Annotated in this window: 18 protein-coding genes; 4 read left to right on the forward strand and 14 right to left on the reverse strand. The window is 46.5% G+C overall.

The window, feature by feature from the left end; all coding sequences use genetic code 11:
- Positions 1 to 527 precede the first annotated feature (527 nt).
- Both ACR32F_RS30990 and ACR32F_RS30995 read right to left on the reverse strand, forming a co-directional pair.
- Complete coding sequence (locus tag ACR32F_RS30990; protein ID WP_440114327.1) at positions 528 to 2321, reverse strand: RNA polymerase sigma factor; 1794 nt, start codon at positions 2319 to 2321, stop codon at positions 528 to 530.
- A 43-nt stretch (positions 2322 to 2364) separates the two neighbouring features.
- Positions 2365 to 3303: a hypothetical protein gene (locus ACR32F_RS30995; protein WP_440114329.1), complete on the reverse strand. Its 939-nt coding sequence runs from the start codon at positions 3301 to 3303 to the stop codon at positions 2365 to 2367.
- 189 nt (positions 3304 to 3492) lie between these two features.
- Here ACR32F_RS30995 and ACR32F_RS31000 point away from each other — a divergent pair, with 189 nt between their 5' ends.
- On the forward strand, positions 3493 to 3666 hold the full coding sequence (locus ACR32F_RS31000; RefSeq protein WP_091012520.1) for a CsbD family protein: 174 nt from the start codon (positions 3493 to 3495) through the stop codon (positions 3664 to 3666).
- Positions 3667 to 4000: 334 nt separating this feature from the next.
- A complete protein-coding gene (locus ACR32F_RS31005) occupies positions 4001 to 4519 on the forward strand; it encodes a cupin domain-containing protein (RefSeq protein ID WP_440114331.1) in 519 nt (172 codons plus the stop codon).
- A 182-nt stretch (positions 4520 to 4701) separates the two neighbouring features.
- Here the strand turns inward: ACR32F_RS31005 and ACR32F_RS31010 are convergent, their stop codons facing one another.
- From ACR32F_RS31010 to ACR32F_RS31055, 10 genes are all read right to left on the reverse strand, one after another.
- Positions 4702 to 5160 carry a hypothetical protein gene (locus tag ACR32F_RS31010; RefSeq protein WP_440114334.1) on the reverse strand — a complete coding sequence of 153 codons (459 nt, stop codon included), beginning with the start codon at positions 5158 to 5160 and terminating at the stop codon, positions 4702 to 4704.
- Positions 5161 to 5261: 101 nt separating this feature from the next.
- Positions 5262 to 6329: a DUF1835 domain-containing protein gene (locus ACR32F_RS31015; protein WP_440114337.1), complete on the reverse strand. Its 1068-nt coding sequence runs from the start codon at positions 6327 to 6329 to the stop codon at positions 5262 to 5264.
- A gap of 77 nt (positions 6330 to 6406) precedes the next feature.
- The gene (locus ACR32F_RS31020; protein ID WP_440114340.1) at positions 6407 to 7066 is read right to left on the reverse strand and encodes a TVP38/TMEM64 family protein; all 660 of its coding nucleotides are present in this window, start codon (positions 7064 to 7066) and stop codon (positions 6407 to 6409) included.
- Positions 7067 to 7332: 266 nt separating this feature from the next.
- A complete protein-coding gene (locus ACR32F_RS31025) occupies positions 7333 to 8970 on the reverse strand; it encodes an HNH endonuclease (RefSeq protein WP_440114343.1) in 1638 nt (545 codons plus the stop codon).
- Positions 8971 to 9014: 44 nt separating this feature from the next.
- Complete coding sequence (locus ACR32F_RS31030; protein ID WP_440114345.1) at positions 9015 to 9161, reverse strand: hypothetical protein; 147 nt, start codon at positions 9159 to 9161, stop codon at positions 9015 to 9017.
- A gap of 254 nt (positions 9162 to 9415) precedes the next feature.
- On the reverse strand, positions 9416 to 10591 hold the full coding sequence (locus ACR32F_RS31035; RefSeq protein ID WP_440114348.1) for an acyltransferase: 1176 nt from the start codon (positions 10589 to 10591) through the stop codon (positions 9416 to 9418).
- A gap of 340 nt (positions 10592 to 10931) precedes the next feature.
- Entirely contained in the window at positions 10932 to 12278 is a 1347-nt protein-coding gene (locus tag ACR32F_RS31040) for a cryptochrome/photolyase family protein (RefSeq protein WP_440114351.1), read from the reverse strand.
- 27 nt (positions 12279 to 12305) lie between these two features.
- The gene (locus ACR32F_RS31045) at positions 12306 to 12536 is read right to left on the reverse strand and encodes a bacterial transcriptional activator domain-containing protein (protein WP_440114354.1); all 231 of its coding nucleotides are present in this window, start codon (positions 12534 to 12536) and stop codon (positions 12306 to 12308) included.
- The gene (locus ACR32F_RS31050; RefSeq protein ID WP_440114356.1) at positions 12533 to 12709 is read right to left on the reverse strand and encodes a hypothetical protein; all 177 of its coding nucleotides are present in this window, start codon (positions 12707 to 12709) and stop codon (positions 12533 to 12535) included. Before ACR32F_RS31050 ends, ACR32F_RS31045 begins: the two co-directional genes overlap by 4 nt.
- 267 nt (positions 12710 to 12976) lie before the next feature.
- Positions 12977 to 13933 carry an IS30 family transposase gene (locus ACR32F_RS31055; RefSeq protein ID WP_440108877.1) on the reverse strand — a complete coding sequence of 319 codons (957 nt, stop codon included), beginning with the start codon at positions 13931 to 13933 and terminating at the stop codon, positions 12977 to 12979.
- A gap of 115 nt (positions 13934 to 14048) precedes the next feature.
- On the opposite strand from ACR32F_RS31055, the gene ACR32F_RS31060 reads away from it, so the two are divergent.
- Positions 14049 to 14561, forward strand: coding sequence for a hypothetical protein (locus tag ACR32F_RS31060; RefSeq protein ID WP_440114359.1), 513 nt, complete (start codon positions 14049 to 14051; stop codon positions 14559 to 14561).
- Positions 14562 to 15024: 463 nt separating this feature from the next.
- Here ACR32F_RS31060 and ACR32F_RS31065 read toward each other — a convergent pair whose 3' ends face one another.
- On the reverse strand, positions 15025 to 16059 hold the full coding sequence (locus ACR32F_RS31065; RefSeq protein WP_440114361.1) for an NADH:flavin oxidoreductase/NADH oxidase: 1035 nt from the start codon (positions 16057 to 16059) through the stop codon (positions 15025 to 15027).
- Positions 16060 to 16104: 45 nt separating this feature from the next.
- Positions 16105 to 16299, reverse strand: a complete 195-nt coding sequence (locus ACR32F_RS31070) for a tautomerase family protein (protein ID WP_440114363.1) — start codon at positions 16297 to 16299, stop codon at positions 16105 to 16107.
- Positions 16300 to 16524: 225 nt separating this feature from the next.
- Here ACR32F_RS31070 and pepT point away from each other — a divergent pair, with 225 nt between their 5' ends.
- Entirely contained in the window at positions 16525 to 17763 is a 1239-nt protein-coding gene (pepT, locus tag ACR32F_RS31075) for a peptidase T (protein WP_440114366.1), read from the forward strand.
- The last annotated feature ends 57 nt before the right edge of the window (positions 17764 to 17820 follow it).

Genomic DNA, 17820 nt, shown 5'->3' on the forward strand with positions numbered 1-17820 from the left:
TGTATCTTGGGTCTATTGCGGAACAACATGTGTTGACGCAAAACGACAAGCAGGCCGAAACCGAACTCTATACCCCTATATTACACCTCTTACACATGAACATGAAAAAGAAATTTTTTACACTTGTGAAGATATTGTGAACATTGTAACAAAATCGATTTTTTTGTCAAGCTTTGCAGCTAGGCTAGAATCGGTGATCCTCCTGTCTAAGATCTGTAATCCTACCACATGTGGTATTAGGACAAGATCACATATGACCAGATGTGCGATATGTACACAAGGAAGGATTTTTTGATCTCCATTTTCAGGAATCGTTTTCCAAAAACATGAATTTCATGCAACGAATTTGGTCACTGTCGTTATTATGCAGCGATGGCAGCAGCCTTATTCTCTTAAGGCATCTTTTTCTTGTACAAGTATGAACCTATTGCGGCACGAATGCAAAAAAACATAAAGAAAACTTATCTTATTGTCATGTATCTTCATGTCAGATACTCAAAATCGTTAATACAAATTCAATTCAAACGTTAATCGTGATTCCATCCATCTAACTCCAAGCCTCCCAGCAACGCTTCTATAACATCCATAGCTGAACGCTCCAGCTCTTCCACCTCATTTAAGATCGATATGGCCTGATCTGCCTGGTTCTTCATGTTCGGCTGTCCTCCATCGGGGAACGGGAACAATCGCACCAGAACGAGTAACCTCTCTGTGATCATACGATATAAGCCTTCCGCCTGGTGGCAAAATGGAATCAAGGCCTTATAACGAGAATCCACTGCCCATCGTTGAGATAGTTCTTTGAAAAATTCACTGGCATAATATCTCGCATCCCACAAAACTGCCAAGTTATAGGCATGTCCGTTCGGCTCAACTCGCCCTTGTATTAAGGCATCTCGCCATGCAGCGTATGCAGCGATAGCACTTACTGTGTTCAGCAGAGTGTATGGGTCATCTCCCCGATAATGAGCCAATATATCCGTCAGTGCTGCGCGAATATTGATCTCGCGTGACATGCCAGCCGATTCCACTACCAGGACGAACACCTCCTGGTTCACACCTCGTCCTATATGATCATAAGGAATTGTTCCAGATTTGATGAAATCTGCACCGTATAGTGTACGTACTTCATCATCATAACCATAGATTAATCCAAATTCGGGAATATTCAAATCCCATACAACTGCCGGGATTCCCCGATGAATAGAGTATCGAATCAAGGAAAGGGCTCGAACGAGCCTTGAATGGAGTAACCTTTTTTCCTTTGCATTCTCCTTGAGCAACGAAGGGTCAGCCAAATTAGCGTTGATGCCCACTTCGCGTGCAACGGCTTCAACTGCATAAGGGAGATATCCCATATGGCGAACCCCTCTTGCAAGTACCTCTTTAAAATTGTAGGCAGTTGGACCCGCGATATGTATGTCTCCAGGCAGAATAGTTAAGCGAAAGGCCAGACCACTCAATCCCATAACCATGGGAAGAGATGGTGATTGTCCGACGTAATTTAACATTCCATAAATCGCCGCTGCTGCCGAATTCCAAGTTCGAGGTTGCCGGAACGAAAGAGGCTCCTTCAGCATCACTTGATTCGGTCTAAGTGAATTCTCTTCAATCAACATCTCGTCAACAGATTGATAAATGTGATACTGTGATACTTTTTTACGTGAACGAGATAAAATTTGATATACATTCGTAGGTGCTAGGTTGAATCGGCTCGCGATTTCCTGAGTTGACAATTGTTCCATCCAATGACTTTTGCATATCTGCTCATCTCTCTCATTTAACTCAGCCAACATCTTGTAAAAATTACTCTCCATCTCTCGATCAGCAACAGTATGATATGGGTCATCCGTTTGCTCTTGTGCTCCACCATCCGTCCTACTCATGCGTTGAGTCAAAAGCATGTCCAGCGAGTCTGGTTCACTCCATGATAGCCCATAGGTTGAATGCTCCATGCTTATAAATGAAGATAAATAGTGTTCTCGTTGGCGCTTCTGACGTTGCATATAGGAATACGCCTGGTTTCTCACTATGCGATGTAGCCAACCCAGCACTCGTTCGGTGTCTTTCAGTTGGCCTACATGAATGAATGCACGAATAAGTGCCTCTTGTAAAACATCCTCTGCGAGAAAGGCGTCCTGTGTTATCACACGTACATAACCGTATAATTGTGTACGATACCGCCGTACCAACTCGTCAAAAGCTCCTGTATCGCCTGTTTGGGCACGATGAACCAGCGAGCTATCTGGCTCGCTGGTCCGATCCTCAAACACCTCATCTTCCCTTGGCCTGATCAGCCCTGTGTTAACCGAGTCTCCCATGTTGCTTCCCTTCTCTCTTACACTTGGATAAACAGCATTTATATTAAATGATCCTCATCTTCAAAATCTCTGCCTCAATCATCGCTTCCGTCTGTGCGAGTTTCCTCATCATTGTGGCAGCTGCTTCCCAATCTCGGGAGACAAGACGAGATTGGCATTCTCCAAATTGAAGAGATTGGGCATATTTCAAGGCTGATAGAACAGGATGAATTTTTTCAAAATACAAGGCGTAATCCAGTGCACGCCGTGAACCTACCGGCATCGTAAAATATACATAATGGGCCCACTCAGGATCATCTATTTCTCCACCACGAATCTGATCTGCCTTGTGAAGAATTGCCGAATATCCAGTTCTTCCTTGGTGTGCGGCAGTGTCCTGGTTCTGTTCTATAACAAGCGACTGGAACCACGCACAGGCACGACGGTTAGTCTCTTCTGGATCAGGGTGTTCAACACGTTCTGGATGCCACCATTTTCGATACACCCCACTACTCCATGGAAATTCATGCCGCCAGGCTTCTTCTAGTTTCTCAAGCGTTAAGTAGACATTTGGGAAGCCGGCAGGATCGTGCAACAAAACCTCATTGCCCTCCAATTTCAATATCAATACATAATGGTCACAGCCACCAAGGTTAGGAAAATTGGGGTTATAAACGAGTTTACCCATATCTAGCGGCCCAATCATTACAGGCCCTTCCTCCAAGGATTCTTTTAGATCATCTAGTCGCATCGCTGTTCCCAATTCCTGTACACTCTCTTGTACATTGAATCCTAAAATACTCATCGCTTTAGTGACTGCCAGATCAGGGCTGGAAGTACAATTATCGAAATAAAGAATGTCATTTAACGTTCGAAAAGCCCCCAGTGAAAAACCGCCAATCACTTCAAGGAAACTGGGCTCAACCTTTTCTCCAATCGATGATAACAGCATCGCCGCTGAATTAGCGTAGCAATACGCTCCATTCCCCATATAATTGGTCATATCATACCATCCTTCCATTCTGTTAATGAAGCACGTTGTGTACAATGCTTATACTTATACGACTCTTTACAGGGAAGATTTCTGACAGAATATGAAAAGAAAGTTTGGCTCACTTCCAAATGCGAACGTTTAGAATGCCGACATCCCGGTTAATAAGGACTACACCAGACAACGAAGGAGATGTTCGATATGAGTAATTCAACTGGCGATAAAATCAAAGCAGGCGTAAACAAGGCCAAAGGCGAAGTGAAGGATCAAATCGGTAATGCAACCAACAACAGATCCCTTCAGGCTGAGGGTAAGAAAGACAAAGCCAAAGGTGCTGTACAGGATAAAATTGCTGACATCAAAAAAGACCACTAGATCCTTTTGGTGTGATTCAGGCAGCACGATGATTCGTGCAATAGATAGATGTAAAAAGCCTAACTGTCCTAGTTCGGATGAAAACCGAAAATGAGACGGAGGCGCAAATAAGCCAAGGAAGGTGTTACTCAATACACCCTTCCCTGGCTTTTTTTGTGCGTTTTATACTGCTGGAACTGCTTATCTTGCCATATCGATAATGGAACTGCGCGTTTCCCTTGTTGTAGAGTATATGTACTACGTATAGTCTTGACATGATATCTTTTCTTACTTTACCCTTGTTTTTTTGTTCGCCCTTGAGGTTCTCGGGTAATTTATAGTGAGGTGATAGGAGATGAATGAACGGAAAAAGAACATAGAGACATTGTTCCTTCAGGACAACGGCGTAATTCCCAATCATCCGACCCTGCCTGTACTTTTGTATAAAAACGTATGGGCAGAAGATGCCTTGCATGCTGAATCATTGCTAAACCGTAATGGCTGGGGAAACAGCTGGTTGAATGGTGTGTTCAATTATCATCATTATCATAGTAACGCTCATGAGGCTCTTGCTGTGGTGAGTGGATTCGTGCAGCTGATTCTGGGCGGGGAGAATGGACAGAAAGTCTACCTCCAGACCGGCGATGTTGTGGTGCTTCCTGCTGGAACAGGGCATAAACGTTTGGAGTCCAGCACTGACTTTCGTATTGCCGGTGCTTATCCGGGTGGCATGAGTTACAACACACGGACAGGCGAGAAAGGCGAGCGGCTCAAGGCTCTTCAGGAAATTCGAGAGGTTCCGATCCCGGATACCGATCCGGTCTATGGGCAGGATGGACCACTGATGGAAATTTGGAAGGAAAGGCCGTTATGAAGGATATGACAAAGATAAGGAGCATGTAATTGGACAATGCATAGAGAAGTCGGTCCAGTAAACCCTCATGAACAAATAGACTGCTCCCCGGACAAGTATGAGAAACATACCGGAGAACAGTCTATTTCGTTTCATGAGAGGCTGGAAGTATAGAGCTTCAAAGCCTTCTCTATGCCATTTCCTTATTCACCATATGCTTCAAGCTTGTGCTGATCTCTTTGTACTAGAGCGTCTAAATACCCAGCCGGATCAGGGATATCAAAATCAACTCCCACATAGTGTGAATAGATCACTCCCTGACAAACGTAGAAAAACTCCAACTCGTATAGACTTCCTACCAGTTTCCGAATCTCATTAAGGTTGCCCTCATACAGAGACAACTCGTAATGAATCGATTCCACATACGATTCAGGTAGGTGTGCCAACCTCTCCTGATTAAACGCCAATGCCTCCACCATATCCTCCGTTATCATAGAGGTCGAGTAATACATATTGCCTACATTTTGCTTTCCTGCCAAGACAGCAAAGTCTTCAAATCGCTGTATCATAATGTCTGTTCTTCCACTCTCAGCAGGGACATAGTTAAATCCAAATTGAGCTGCTTCTTCCAACTTTTTCGTAATTTCTTCTAATATAAGCATAAAATACCTCCCATGTTCATCTTCTATGATCTTAACCCATGTATTCACATACCCATCATCTCTAGAAGTCTACCATTTCTTCCTGAAAACAGTCCATTCAGTTACTCAGCAAGCCGGATACTGTAGAAACGCATTGCATGGGGCTTGCCCTCCATTTCCAGTCGGCCCTGTAGCACAAGTTGGCGTATCCGATATTCAATAAATGCGTCTCCTACCGCTTGTTCTAGATAACCCATGACTTCACCAACAACACGGGCGCATTTTATGAATTCACCAGATTGTCCGGTTAACGTAATCTCTCTGACCTTCTGCATAATGAACTCATCAATCCCATCTTCGGACATGCTCTGGATCATACCATCCTTCATTAATCTCAGAAGACCAGGCTGTTTAGCCAGCCAATCCCACTCATGCTCCATACGCTTGCGTTCCTCTGAAGACATAGGCTCTGCATTCACACAGTGGTGCCACATGGCTAACAACTTCTCTGAAACAATCTCACCTGTTCTCAAAACATCATATTGGGTATCTGAGGTATTGAATAATTCCTGATATAGCTCACTTGTCTCGATCAGATAAACAGGACTCTGCCTGTTGCGCAGCAAATGCATGGCATACAGGAGCCCTGTTCTCTCATGAGCATTATTTGCATACCAAATGGTTATTCTGGTCTCTTCATCAATGGAACTCAGCACAGAATTTAGCTGAAGCAGCTCATCTATACCTTCGGTAGCATAGCTTCCGTGTTCGCTTAGATGGAGTCGCTCCAATAACCAGAGGTGTCTACGTTGTAAAACCACCTTATTAATAAGATCGCCCAATGGACCAATCGCATAGTAGTCATTCATAGAAAAAAAACGTCGCTCCGAGCGTCCAGGAACGCTACCCATGGCAACCTTAATGCTACCTAGCGGCGATTCCCCTATCGCAATATGCATTTCACGAGGCTTCTGTGTCTCAAGCCTTTGTCGCTCCGCTTGCTTCCGATCCTCGCCTAACTGCTCAAAAATCTTTTGTATTTTCACTGCAAAATGAACTGAATGTTCCTCCGCTGTCTGATGACTGACTGCCATGTCTGCCCTGAGGTATAGCATTCGCAATAACGAACGCAGCTCTTCCTCATTCATACGGTGCAGCTCTTCATCAAAATCAAAGATATTTTCAATCATGTGGAACCCCCTTTTAACAGGTCGCCATCTCCGTAAAATACTTAGATACCACTCAATTTTACCATTACATCCCACAACTAAGAAGAAATAGACTTGCCTGAGGGTTGGTTCAGCTCATTTAGTTCCTCTCGATCTGACGTTGACCGAGTGAAGTGACGCTCCAGTTTTCGGCTTGCCCACAGGGATACCGCAATGAAGAGTAATACGCCTACCCATCGCACAGGGTGCTCCAGAAATTGTTCCACATTGGAGCCAATATACGTAACAGAGAAAATCATAATGGCTTTGCCACAGCCTACAGCGAGCAGGAAGGATAGCAATCTCATTCGCGCGATACCTGCCGCCACATTAATAATCACGAACGGGCCTACCGGGAAGATACTTAGCAGAAACACATAACTGAACGCGTTTCTCCGAATCCATACCATGCTTCGCTGCACGCGAGGTTTGCGCGCCCACCGTTCCACAAAGGCTGATTTTCCGATCTCCCGAACAATCAGGAACGTAACGGTACAGCCGATCACCATGCCAATCCATGAGTATAAAAATCCTGCCCACAGACCGTATACCGCACCGTTAACGCCAACAATCAACAGCGTAGGAAGCGGCGGCACAAATGATTTCATAAACGTCAGCAGGATACCCGGTAATGGGCCCAAGGAGCGAAATTTCTCCAGCCAGAAACGAATATTCTCTTCGGTAATATAGGACATTATGTCCAATGCTGCCGGGGTCATCTGCATCCATCCAATCTGTACAGTCTAAGTTCTCAGGTTTGATGTGTTCACTATGTCATTCCATCATCCATAAGGATGATGAAGCATCTTTACCAACTTCCTCCCAGTATAACGTACATCTTCACTCTGCACTGTTGTCAATTTGAAGAAATATTCAATCACAGCGGAAAACTGAAACACAAAGAGCACACCCCGACCTCTTCTGTCTTGGTGTGCTCTCCTATTGGAAACCCTTATTTAACCTGTGTTGAGGGTCATCGTATCGCTTATTCCAGCTGCGCTTCCTGCATTTCCAGCTCATTAAGTTCTTCCTGATGTGCAGCATTCCACTCGGGAATACCGGAACGCATGAATTCTTCAGCATCCATCGCTGCTTTGGACTGGTTGCACAGATTGCAGGCGCAGACACAGTTGATCGGGGTGGTATGTCCACCTTTGGCCCGCGGAAGAAGATGGTCAATCGTGTCTCCATACGATCCACAGAAATAACAGGTATTGTTATCACGGGTCAGGATATACCGCTTGAAATCCTTGTTGCTGAACAATCGGCGAATGGTGTACCGATTGACCACCACAGCAGCTTTTTCCTTGACCAGCGTGACCGCAAGTTCCATGTCCACTTCCTGATGCCAGCGTCGACCCTTGTCCGTCTTGCCGCGCATGCGCACCATACCTTGCCGGTTGGTCCGAAGCGATGCCGGATCTTCCGGGTCGATCGCTGCCGGGGCCGCCGGCGTATGACGGCGGGGACGACTTTCCATGCCAGCACCGTGACTACGGCTGGCAAGAGCGGACCGCTGCCCGGCTGGTGTGGCCCGGGCAGCATCTTCGCCGCCCGCCTTGGGCGCACGCTCCTTGCGCGCCGGGCGCGGCTTGGACCCTGGCGAGCCAGGCTGGCGCACGGGCGCAGGAGGCCCTGCCTCCGCAGCAGCCCCCGGCGCTTGCCCAGGCTCGCGCCTGGTGGCGGCAGGCTGTGCCTCCGCCGCCGTGCGTGCAGCGACCGTTGTGGCATCGCCACGGTCGCTCAGAGCCGGCGCATGGGCCTCAGCAGCTATGCTGCGGGCCTGCCCTGCGCCGGGCGGCAACGCGGCAGCACGCTTGCGGCGCCGCTTGCGTTTGCGTTTGGCTGCGGTCTGTTGACCCGCAGCCACTGGCTCTGCTGCCGGGCCTTGCGGCTCGGCCGGCAGCACGCCCATGGTCGCCGCAGTCTCCTGCTCGGCGACCTGATCTGCATCAGCGGCTGCTCGCGCGCCAGTCCGCTGTGCAGAGCCACGTTCATTCGCAGCAGCATGGCCCTGCGAATGCCCTTCCTCACGCCTGTGCTCGCTAGGCTGCGGATTAGCCATTACCTCATCAGATGAGCCATCATGCTCCAGGCTCGTCTCCGCTTGTCCAGATCCAGTGTGACTCTCTGGACGCTTCGCCTTTCTCCTTCTCCTTCTCTTCTTTCGGTTGCCCGGAGGAGAGGAAGCCGAAGAAGTCACCAACTCAGCATGTTCATTCTCGCTCGGAGAAGATGAATCTACTGACGGTGGTGATGCCAAAAGTCTTTCTGACGCAGGCATAACAGTCTGCGTTCCCCCCATGGCATGAGCAATCCTAGCTGCTACATGATTAGCAGAGGCAGACGCATTGGCGCTTATATTCCGAGCCGCTGCGGTACCACTTTGACTCTCAATCGGCTTACCTGTGCGCTGGGTTAACGTGTTATCTTGATCAGCTTGACCACCGAGCTGTCGACAGCGACGGCAGGCTCCACGTCTGGCTCCGGGACCAGTCCGCTTTCCGGTTCTGCGCCGAAACTCGGACAAGGGTCGCTTTTGCCCACAATACATACATGTCTTGGTCAGTCGCGCTTCATGTTCCGTCATTTCCTGCCGGAAAGGGGCTGAGCCCGTCTCCATATTGTCACCTCGGTTCCGTATGAATCCGGTTTCTTTCTATTGTATCACATCTGGTCACGAACACACTCATAGCCCGATGGCTGGTAGTCCTTTACCTTATACTCCTGTACTTCTCCACATTCATGAAGAATGTGCTCCACATATTCCAATATATCCTGCATCGTTTTCCCGCATTGTTCACATCTTGTCATTGTTCTCACCTTGATCCTGTTCTTTGAAGTTTCTTTATATTCGTTAAAAATGAACTTGAATTATTTCCGCTGGTTCTAACCTCTTTGCTTCACCATAATCTATTATCGTTCCGCCTTATGATTACCCCTCACTTATGAAAAAGAAACACTCGTTCCCCATATAATGGGCATTTATTAAATCCAAAAAACCGCTCCCCGCTCAACCCTAAGGTCGACCAAGAAACGGTTTATTATTCCTGTATTGGCATAAAAATTTAACGAACGTCGAGTTGTCCCGAGTTCTGTTGTGGTACCAGACGCGGTTTGGGTTTCGGCAGATTGCCGAAGATAACCCAGGCAAACGGAACGAATCTTGCCGTCAATCCAACCACGATCCAGGAGGCGATCAGAGCTACACCGAATCCTCCGGCGTACCACAGATGATTCAACCAGGAAACCCCGGTTTGTGGCGGAAATTCACGATACACCAGCAGGAAGAATGGATGGATCAGATAGATGCCAAAGGACAGCGCTCCAAGGCGATTCAGCGGCTTGACGATCAACGTTGGCCCTTTGCGATAGAGCAGATAAGCAATCTGAATGAGCACCAGCGCACAGGCGAAGGTATGCACATTCCAGAAGAATTCGTACCATAGCGTATTATAGGTTGCAATCTTCAGACGCAGCAGATAATAGATATACACATGGCCAAGTCCGGCAATGATCCACACAGCCCAGAGCAGAATCCATGAAGCTACACGCCCTTTGGTGGCATTGGCCCGACTGATGACAAACCATTGCTTGATTTTAGGGAAATACACCCCGAGAAAGGCACCCAGCATGAAGTAGGAAAAGTACGAGAAAGCCCAGCTTCCCTTATTGGGTACCTGAAATCCATATTTATTACTTACGATGAATGCCCATTGAATCAGTAATCCAATCGGTACAGACCATTTCACCACTGAAGGATACTTCTTGAGCAGCCATAACACCAATGGGAATAACAGATAGAATTGCATGTTAATAAAAACAAAGTACAGATGCGTATAAGCTTTGCCTGTGAACAATTTCGTAATGAAACTCACTGCAGATTCACCGAACGGTCGGCCCTGATAATGCGTGATATGCACCAAAACAAAATATATCAATGAAAACAGGAAATACGGAAGCAAAATATACACAAATCTTTTCTTGTAAAAGTTACTGACAAGTTTCTTGTCCAGCGGACGGGAATAATAATTATAGAACAGCACGAAACTGCTCATAAAAATAAAGGTTGGCGTACCATATTTCATAAAGATATTAATAAAATTGTACAGCCAGTAATATCCCGAACCAGTCATGTCTACCGTCGCGTAAGAAGTGGAATGCACGCACAGCACGCCGATAATGGCCAGGGCACGTACCAGATTCAGCTCCGGAATTCGCTCTCTTTTCAATGTTTCACTCATGTTTAGCTTTTCTCCTTCATATATTCGTCAATATGTCAGAAATGACTTAGTACGATAAAGCTCTCTATCTATTAAAAGCCATATTGCTTAAGATGGATAGTCCATTTTCTTAACAATCTCTAAATTTTCAATTGGATTTCACACTTTTTTCATGTCTATATATGTAAAAAAGACCGCGAGTACGCGGTCTGTGGAACATCATGCCTCCAACCAAAAAAATTGTTGGTTTAACAGGATGAAAATGGTGAAAAAGGTTAAATTTGAACCCAAACCTACCTAAACCGATATCCGAGTGATGACGGTTGACGAATACAATGAAGCCTCTCCTTAGGGACACCTCTTACTTCTCTCGACTCGCCAGAATTTGTTTATAGACCTCTATAGCCGTCTGCCTGGATACCTTCAGATCCACAATGGCATCCTTGCGTGGCTGATGGATGTCCTTGCTATGGAGATCCTTCAGTTCAGGCAGCCACTTGCGAATATAGTCCCCTTGAGGATCATACTTCTCCGATTGCGTTACCGGATTATTCACCCGAAAATACGGAGCTGCATTCTCACCAAGCGAGGCGCACCATAGCCAGTTACCGCGGTTCTGAATATGATCATAGTCACTCAGCTTCCGCCTGAAATACACTTCCCCCAGTGTGAACGGGCATTGCAGATTTTTGGTGAGGAACATCGCCGTCAGAATCCGCAGACGGTTGGGCATATGCCCGGTCTCGTTCAGCTCTGTCATCGCTGCGTCAATGATCGGAATGCCTGTCTCCGCCTTGCACCACCGTTCAAAATGAACTTCGTGGAGTGCCGAGAGATCATACACCTTTTCATATGTAAAATAATGACTCTCATATACTGCTCGATACAGATAAAAGTCGCGGAAGCACAACTGTCTGATCCATTCCCCAGCCTCAGCTGTACGACTCGCTGCATCGTACATCTTGCGAATGGATACAGCACCCACAGCTACGTAGGAACTGAGATGGCTCGGTTCGTAAGCCTCATATTCATCCCGATGATCACCATATTCTGCAATTCGATCGGATAGAAATTGATCCAGCAGCAGGTGCGGGTCCTCGTAATTCGATACACTGCACTCCAACAAATCCTGAGGTACCCGCATCGAATTTGGCCATTCGATCGGACGATCACTCACATTTATATCCGCAACCGTTGTTGCCGAAGAAGGGTTAGGGTGCTCATTCATAAATTCCACCCACCGTCGGTGAAAGGCGGCAAATACTTTATAAGGCTCTGATTTACCCGTGAAATCAGCGAATCCAGCTAAATCCAGCAGCAGATGATCCACCAGTTGTGTAAACGTCACATCATACGTCTCGGTTACTTTGCGTATGCCCCTGTCCCGCTCTATCGCATAGGGAGTCATGTCGCGATGAACAACAACCTCATCGATCTCTCCTTTCAAATGGTTTAGAAGGTAATCAATCACTTCGACCGGTTTGCCATGAGCGACATGCAGCTTTCGCTCTGCTTTTCGGTACTGCTCACCAAGCTCTACTGCATGGCGTAGAAAATTCACGCCACTATGTTCCTTCGCACGACCCTGCCGCAGGAGAAAAGGATCATAGATGAGTAGATGTACACTCTCTTCTTCCTGGTTCCGCAGATAATCGAATGCGGTCAGATCATCCGTTCGCAGATCTTTGCGGTGTATGAATAGCTTCATGCCTCATCCTCCTGCCTGAGCTTATTCTTATTTTTCGGTCAGATTATGATATAGCCTGCTTGTTTCCGGTTCGGGCTGATGTCCCAGATCCTCATCCAGGGTCAATGTAAATGAATGATACAAACGGCGTATTCCCTGCTGATCGTCCATGGACGCATACACTTCCATCATCAGTCGACAGATTTCTTCAGCATAAGGCTCTCGTTCCTGTAACTCCGTTAATTGTTCAATAGCTTCCTTGCCACGTCCATGCCTCATGTTCCATTCGACCATGTCCATACGAGTGCGGTATATTTACGCCTCAGTTGATCCATATTGTCTGACGTAACGGCAGCGTAAGCTGTCCCCTGTTCAAATTGTTCCACATCACTCACCAAATTACCCGATAACAGCCGATAGCGGTTCATATTGTACTCCAGCTTGCCTGTCATGCTCCATTCCTTGAGGAGCTTTCGAATCTGGTACACCGACGTATGCAGATGTTAAAATATAGGGAATCATGTTCTTTTTCTAGGATAGGTTGTAAAAATTAACTCTATATTTTCACACTCTCAAGTTCTTTTTTGGGAATTAATTTAACTATAGTTAATTAATCACATTTAGTATTGTTATTTAACTATTAGTATACACTTGATACAGTATCAACTAATTAATACATAATGAAGAAATGAGGGAGGAATTAATTTCATGACGGATTGTCAAACTAAGTGCGACAGTTCCTCTGTGAAAGATTCGTGAGCGGTTCTCCAACCCAAGCATTTTCGTGGTCTGTGATTCATTAGATCGAGTGAATGGGCGAGATCTTCATCCTCCACTTGAGCGAGATCGGTACCTTTAGGGAAAAACTCTCGAAGCAACCCGTTTGCATTCTCGTTGGAACCGCGTTGCCAAGACGAATACGGATCAGCAAAATAAACGTGCAGGTTGTGGGTCGTTTCCAGATTGGCATAGCATGCAAACTCCTTTCCTCGATCAGCCGTAGCTGTGAGGAAGGTCCCAGTAGGGTACTGTGATATAGCTACACCGAGCGCAATCTCCATCGACAAAGCGGTACGGTCGGGCATGAGAACAGCGGTATATAAGCGTGTTTTGCGTTCAATCAACGTCGCTACGCATCCTTTACTTTTCCCACGACCCGATACGACGGTATCCAGTTCCCAGTGTCCAAACGTTTCACGGGAACGAACCTCTTTGGGGCGATCTGAAATGGATTGACCAATAGCGAATTTACCGCGAGTTTCTGCGGGTTTCTGGCGCTTCCCCTTGTGTCGAAGAACCTGTAATACACCTCGAACCAAGCGCCCAGCGTAGATCCAGCGGTAGATGGTTTTGAAAGAGACTGCACGCCGGCCTTCGGTGCGGAAACGTTCAGTGATTTGTTCCGGAGACCACGTTGCCTCAAGTTTTTCCTCCAGTGAAGCAGCCAAGGCGTCTGACCATTTACCTGGAGAGACAGAAACCTTACGACGCTCCTCATAAGCGTTCTGAGCTTGTTCTGCCTGATAGGGATGCGATGCAACAACACGATCTAGCTCACGGCAAATCGTGGAAGGATGTCTACCCAGTTCCTTTGCAATGGCTCGTGAACTTTGGCCTTGCTTGTGGAGGATTTCTAGCTTGCTACGTTCGATTATGCTAAGATGTGAATAACTCATGGACTGATTCTCCTTGTGTGAATGCTGGTGTGGTAACTTTCATTCTACACGAATCAGGCTATGAGCCATTTTTTTATTTTCAGTAGGTGTCGCACTTCATATTACAATCCGTCTCATGAAGAAAAAAAGTGCTTTTTTTGCGACATTATCTTTAGCTATGGCAACAACAGCGATGACTGCTTGTGCTCCACCAAGTACAACTCAGGAGAATGTAATTCCTGAATCTAGTGTAATAGCAAGTCCCATTAGTAATCCTTTTATCGAAGATCACTTGATAAGCCCACTTGTTATTGATACGGACAACCCCATTGGCGATACCGCAACGGGAGGCGCAGTTGTACAAAAATCCTTTACTGTAAATGCGGGATATGGTCATCTTAAACTTTTAATGAAAAACTATAGTACCCAATCAGTTACCGTTAGCTTGACACACAAATATACTGGATTATTATATTTTTCTAGAGAAATTCCCGGAAAAGAATCTTTAACATGGAAAAATTTAGAAAACGGTTACGAACAAGGCATACGTGGTGGAGACTATATGCTTCAATGGAGTGGTGGCGGTAGTAACGTTAATGGACAATTTTTTGGAAAAACTGGCTCAGCCATTACCGCTGTTACAAATTAATTCAAGTTTTGGTGTTCACCTACTAGAGATCGTCTGAGAACGTTAAATTAGTACATTTTCTAATAGAGGTTGTTCAAAAAGTCCGCTTTTGATTACGAAGAATGCCTAGTGGCATCCTCAGCATCGAAGTTGGAATTCAGCCGAAATAAGTAGATGCTTGCGAAGGTTGTTTCCTTCGGAAACATTGTAGTTGCTCACGTAGTTTTCCCTACGCTCCGCTACTCCATTTCTAGCTTCATCCCATCTTCTCGGTACTGAAAACCGGTCTTTTTGAACACGCACTAATAGGTTATGAAATCAAAACTACCTGTTTTGAGCGTATACGCTGACTTTAACCCAGATCAGGCCACAGCATAAGGTTTACCCCGTGCTGTGGCCTTTTTTACTATATAAATTGAACTAACAGCGATCGGAAGGTTGTTCTGTCATCGGAGTGGCAAGTGTAAATATATTCAGAGTAAGTTTAGTATCCGCGGGAATATGGCTCCGCAATGGCTGCTTTATCCTTACTTACGCCCAACGCCAAAGCCGCATGGTTGGCCCAGTACGGATCACGCAACATGCCTCTGCCAACCGCAACCAGATCTGCATCACCGTTGCCGATCACCGCTTGAGCCAATGCCGCATCCTCAAGCATGCCTACCGCGATTACAGGAACGTTCAGTTCTGCACGGAAACGACGGGCGAATGGTACTTGGTAACCCGGATAGTTGCCCGGCTTCCGTTGTCCCGCAGGTCCCTCCCCACCAGAGCTGATGTGGAACATATCCACGCCTGCCTCCTGGTAGGCACGAGCGATATTGATGGTATGATCGATGTCATAACCGCCATCAGCGTATTCTACAGCCGAAATCCGCATAATCAGCGGCATGTCTTCCGGCATTTCTTTTTTCACCGCACGAATAATGTCAACCCCGAAACGGGACAGATCCTGCCCATACACATCCTCACGGTGGTTCATCAGCGGGGAGTGGAACTGGTGAATAAGGTATCCATGTGCTCCGTGCAGCTCGATGGCATCCACTCCAGCCTGTACAGCGCGGCGAACGCCGTCTGCGAACTTCTGCACCATCGCTTCTACTTCTACCGTACTTAACGCTCGTGGTGTCTTGAAGCTCTCTCCTGGGAAAGTGATCACCGATGGAGCGACTGGCTGATCCGCATCCTCCGCTTTTCGTCCTGCATGCGCGATCTGAATGGCTACCTTGGAGCCATACGCGTGCATTCCATCTACGAGTTTGGCAAAGGCAGGAATATGTTCATCCGACCAGATGCCCAAGTCATTATCGGTAATGCGTCCATCCGGATCAACATCCGTCATCTCAATCACGATCAGTCCTGTACCTCCAACGGCACGACTCACATAGTGAACCTGATGCCAATCGTTCGGGATGCCATCCTTCGCAGTTACTGAATATTGGCACATCGGTGCCATGACTACACGGTTATGTAGTTGAAGTCCCTTTAACGCATAGGGGGAAAACAATTGCTCAGTCATTTATATTACATCTCCAATTCCATATATTGATTTATATTGAGACACTCACTTATTTTCCAGATCGGAAAACAGCTGCCCATTCTTACCATAGTTGTCTTTCTCCAGATCTTCAATGAAAATGAATACTCTGCTCGGATCAACATCCAGTGTCTCACAAGCCACTTGGGTCATCCGTTCAATCAACTGACGTTTCTGCTCAATCGTCTTGCCTTCCAGTACCTTAACGGTTATAAATGGCATGGCTTGAACACATCCTTTCATCAAAACTATTATGAACTTAACTTACAGAAATACAAGTACGTACATTTTTGTTCCATAGTACCCTTTTTGATACCTTGTGATTCCTTTACTTCGTACTTGCACCATTCTGGAAATGACTGCAAAACATGATATGATAACCAAACGGACACACAGGAAATAATATACCCCAAAAGAAATAAACCCAAGCCAAAGGAGCGGTTACTAGTGAAAGATATATTAATACAAAGATTGACGACGTATGTTCAAATGGATACCCAATCGGACGAAAATAGCGACACCTGCCCTTCCACACCAGGCCAACTGGCCTTGGGCAAACTTCTCGTTGAAGAATGTACCTCCATTGGTTTACAGGATGTAACCATGGATGAGAACGGTTATGTGATGGCTACATTGCCATCCAATACAGACAAGGAGGTTCCGGTTATTGGTTTCCTCGCCCATCTTGATACAGCTACCGACTTTACAGGTAAAGATGTCAAACCACAGGTCATCGATAACTATGATGGGGCAGATCTTGTTCTAAATCAGGAACTGGATGTCGTGTTATCCAACTCGGATTTCCCGGAACTTCACGAATATAAAGGCCACACTCTGATCACAACCGATGGTACAACGTTGCTTGGTGCGGATAACAAGGCAGGCATTGCTGAGATCATGACAGCGATGGCTTATCTGGTGGAACACCCGGAGGTGAAACACGGAAAGATCCGGGTCGCGTTTACCCCGGATGAAGAGATTGGACGCGGTCCGCACAAGTTCGATGTCTCGGCTTTTGGAGCCAAATATGCCTACACGGTGGACGGCGGACCACTCGGCGAGCTGGAATACGAAAGTTTCAACGCGGCTGCCGCCAAGATTACGGTACGGGGCACCAATGTACATCCCGGAACAGCGAAGGATAAGATGGTGAACTCCCTGAAAATCGCAATGGAATTGAACCGACGCCTGCCTGCGGAGGAAGCTCCTGAATTCACGGACGGTTATGATGGTTTCTACCATCTGTTATCCATGGAGGGTGACGTTGAGCTGACGAAAATGAGCTACATCATCCGTGATTTCGACCGGGAAAAGTTTGAAGCACGCAAAATGAATCTCTTGAATATTGCAAATGAGCTGAAGACCAAGTACGGAGAGAAAAGCATCCGTGTGGAATTGAATAACCAATACTATAACATGCGTGAGAAAATTGAACCGGTACGCCAGATCGTCGATATCGCGCATGAAGCCATGACCCGTCTGGACATTGAACCTATTATCCGTCCAATTCGGGGAGGAACAGATGGTTCCCAGCTCTCCTATATGGGCATGCCAACACCGAATATCTTCACAGGTGGGGAGAACTACCACGGCAAATTCGAATATGTATCGGTAGACAATATGGTTAAGGCAACCCGTGTCATTGTAGAGATCGCACAATTGTTCGAGCAGCGCGGAGATATCTAATCTGCCTGAAACGCATGGAGTGAGCAAAACCATGGAGCGTAATCTTTGGCCCGCTAA

The sequence above is a fragment of the Paenibacillus hebaui genome (genome assembly GCF_051934385.1).
Lineage (GTDB): Bacteria > Bacillota > Bacilli > Paenibacillales > Paenibacillaceae > Paenibacillus.

Excerpts from the sequence above, each read along its gene's own strand:
- ACR32F_RS30990 (WP_440114327.1), bottom strand. The coding sequence starts at position 2,321 with ATGGGAGACTCGGTTAACACAGGGCTGATCAGGCCAAGGGAAGATGAG.
- ACR32F_RS30995 (WP_440114329.1), bottom strand. The coding sequence starts at position 3,303 with ATGACCAATTATATGGGGAATGGAGCGTATTGCTACGCTAATTCAGCG.
- ACR32F_RS31000 (WP_091012520.1), top strand. The coding sequence starts at position 3,493 with ATGAGTAATTCAACTGGCGATAAAATCAAAGCAGGCGTAAACAAGGCC.
- ACR32F_RS31005 (WP_440114331.1), top strand. The coding sequence starts at position 4,001 with ATGAATGAACGGAAAAAGAACATAGAGACATTGTTCCTTCAGGACAAC.
- ACR32F_RS31010 (WP_440114334.1), bottom strand. The coding sequence starts at position 5,160 with ATGCTTATATTAGAAGAAATTACGAAAAAGTTGGAAGAAGCAGCTCAA.
- ACR32F_RS31015 (WP_440114337.1), bottom strand. The coding sequence starts at position 6,329 with ATGATTGAAAATATCTTTGATTTTGATGAAGAGCTGCACCGTATGAAT.
- ACR32F_RS31020 (WP_440114340.1), bottom strand. The coding sequence starts at position 7,066 with ATGACCCCGGCAGCATTGGACATAATGTCCTATATTACCGAAGAGAAT.
- ACR32F_RS31025 (WP_440114343.1), bottom strand. The coding sequence starts at position 8,970 with ATGGAGACGGGCTCAGCCCCTTTCCGGCAGGAAATGACGGAACATGAA.
- ACR32F_RS31030 (WP_440114345.1), bottom strand. The coding sequence starts at position 9,161 with ATGACAAGATGTGAACAATGCGGGAAAACGATGCAGGATATATTGGAA.
- ACR32F_RS31035 (WP_440114348.1), bottom strand. The coding sequence starts at position 10,591 with ATGAGTGAAACATTGAAAAGAGAGCGAATTCCGGAGCTGAATCTGGTA.
- ACR32F_RS31040 (WP_440114351.1), bottom strand. The coding sequence starts at position 12,278 with ATGAAGCTATTCATACACCGCAAAGATCTGCGAACGGATGATCTGACC.
- ACR32F_RS31045 (WP_440114354.1), bottom strand. The coding sequence starts at position 12,536 with ATGAGGCATGGACGTGGCAAGGAAGCTATTGAACAATTAACGGAGTTA.
- ACR32F_RS31050 (WP_440114356.1), bottom strand. The coding sequence starts at position 12,709 with ATGACAGGCAAGCTGGAGTACAATATGAACCGCTATCGGCTGTTATCG.
- ACR32F_RS31055 (WP_440108877.1), bottom strand. The coding sequence starts at position 13,933 with ATGAGTTATTCACATCTTAGCATAATCGAACGTAGCAAGCTAGAAATC.
- ACR32F_RS31060 (WP_440114359.1), top strand. The coding sequence starts at position 14,049 with ATGAAGAAAAAAAGTGCTTTTTTTGCGACATTATCTTTAGCTATGGCA.
- ACR32F_RS31065 (WP_440114361.1), bottom strand. The coding sequence starts at position 16,059 with ATGACTGAGCAATTGTTTTCCCCCTATGCGTTAAAGGGACTTCAACTA.
- ACR32F_RS31070 (WP_440114363.1), bottom strand. The coding sequence starts at position 16,299 with ATGCCATTTATAACCGTTAAGGTACTGGAAGGCAAGACGATTGAGCAG.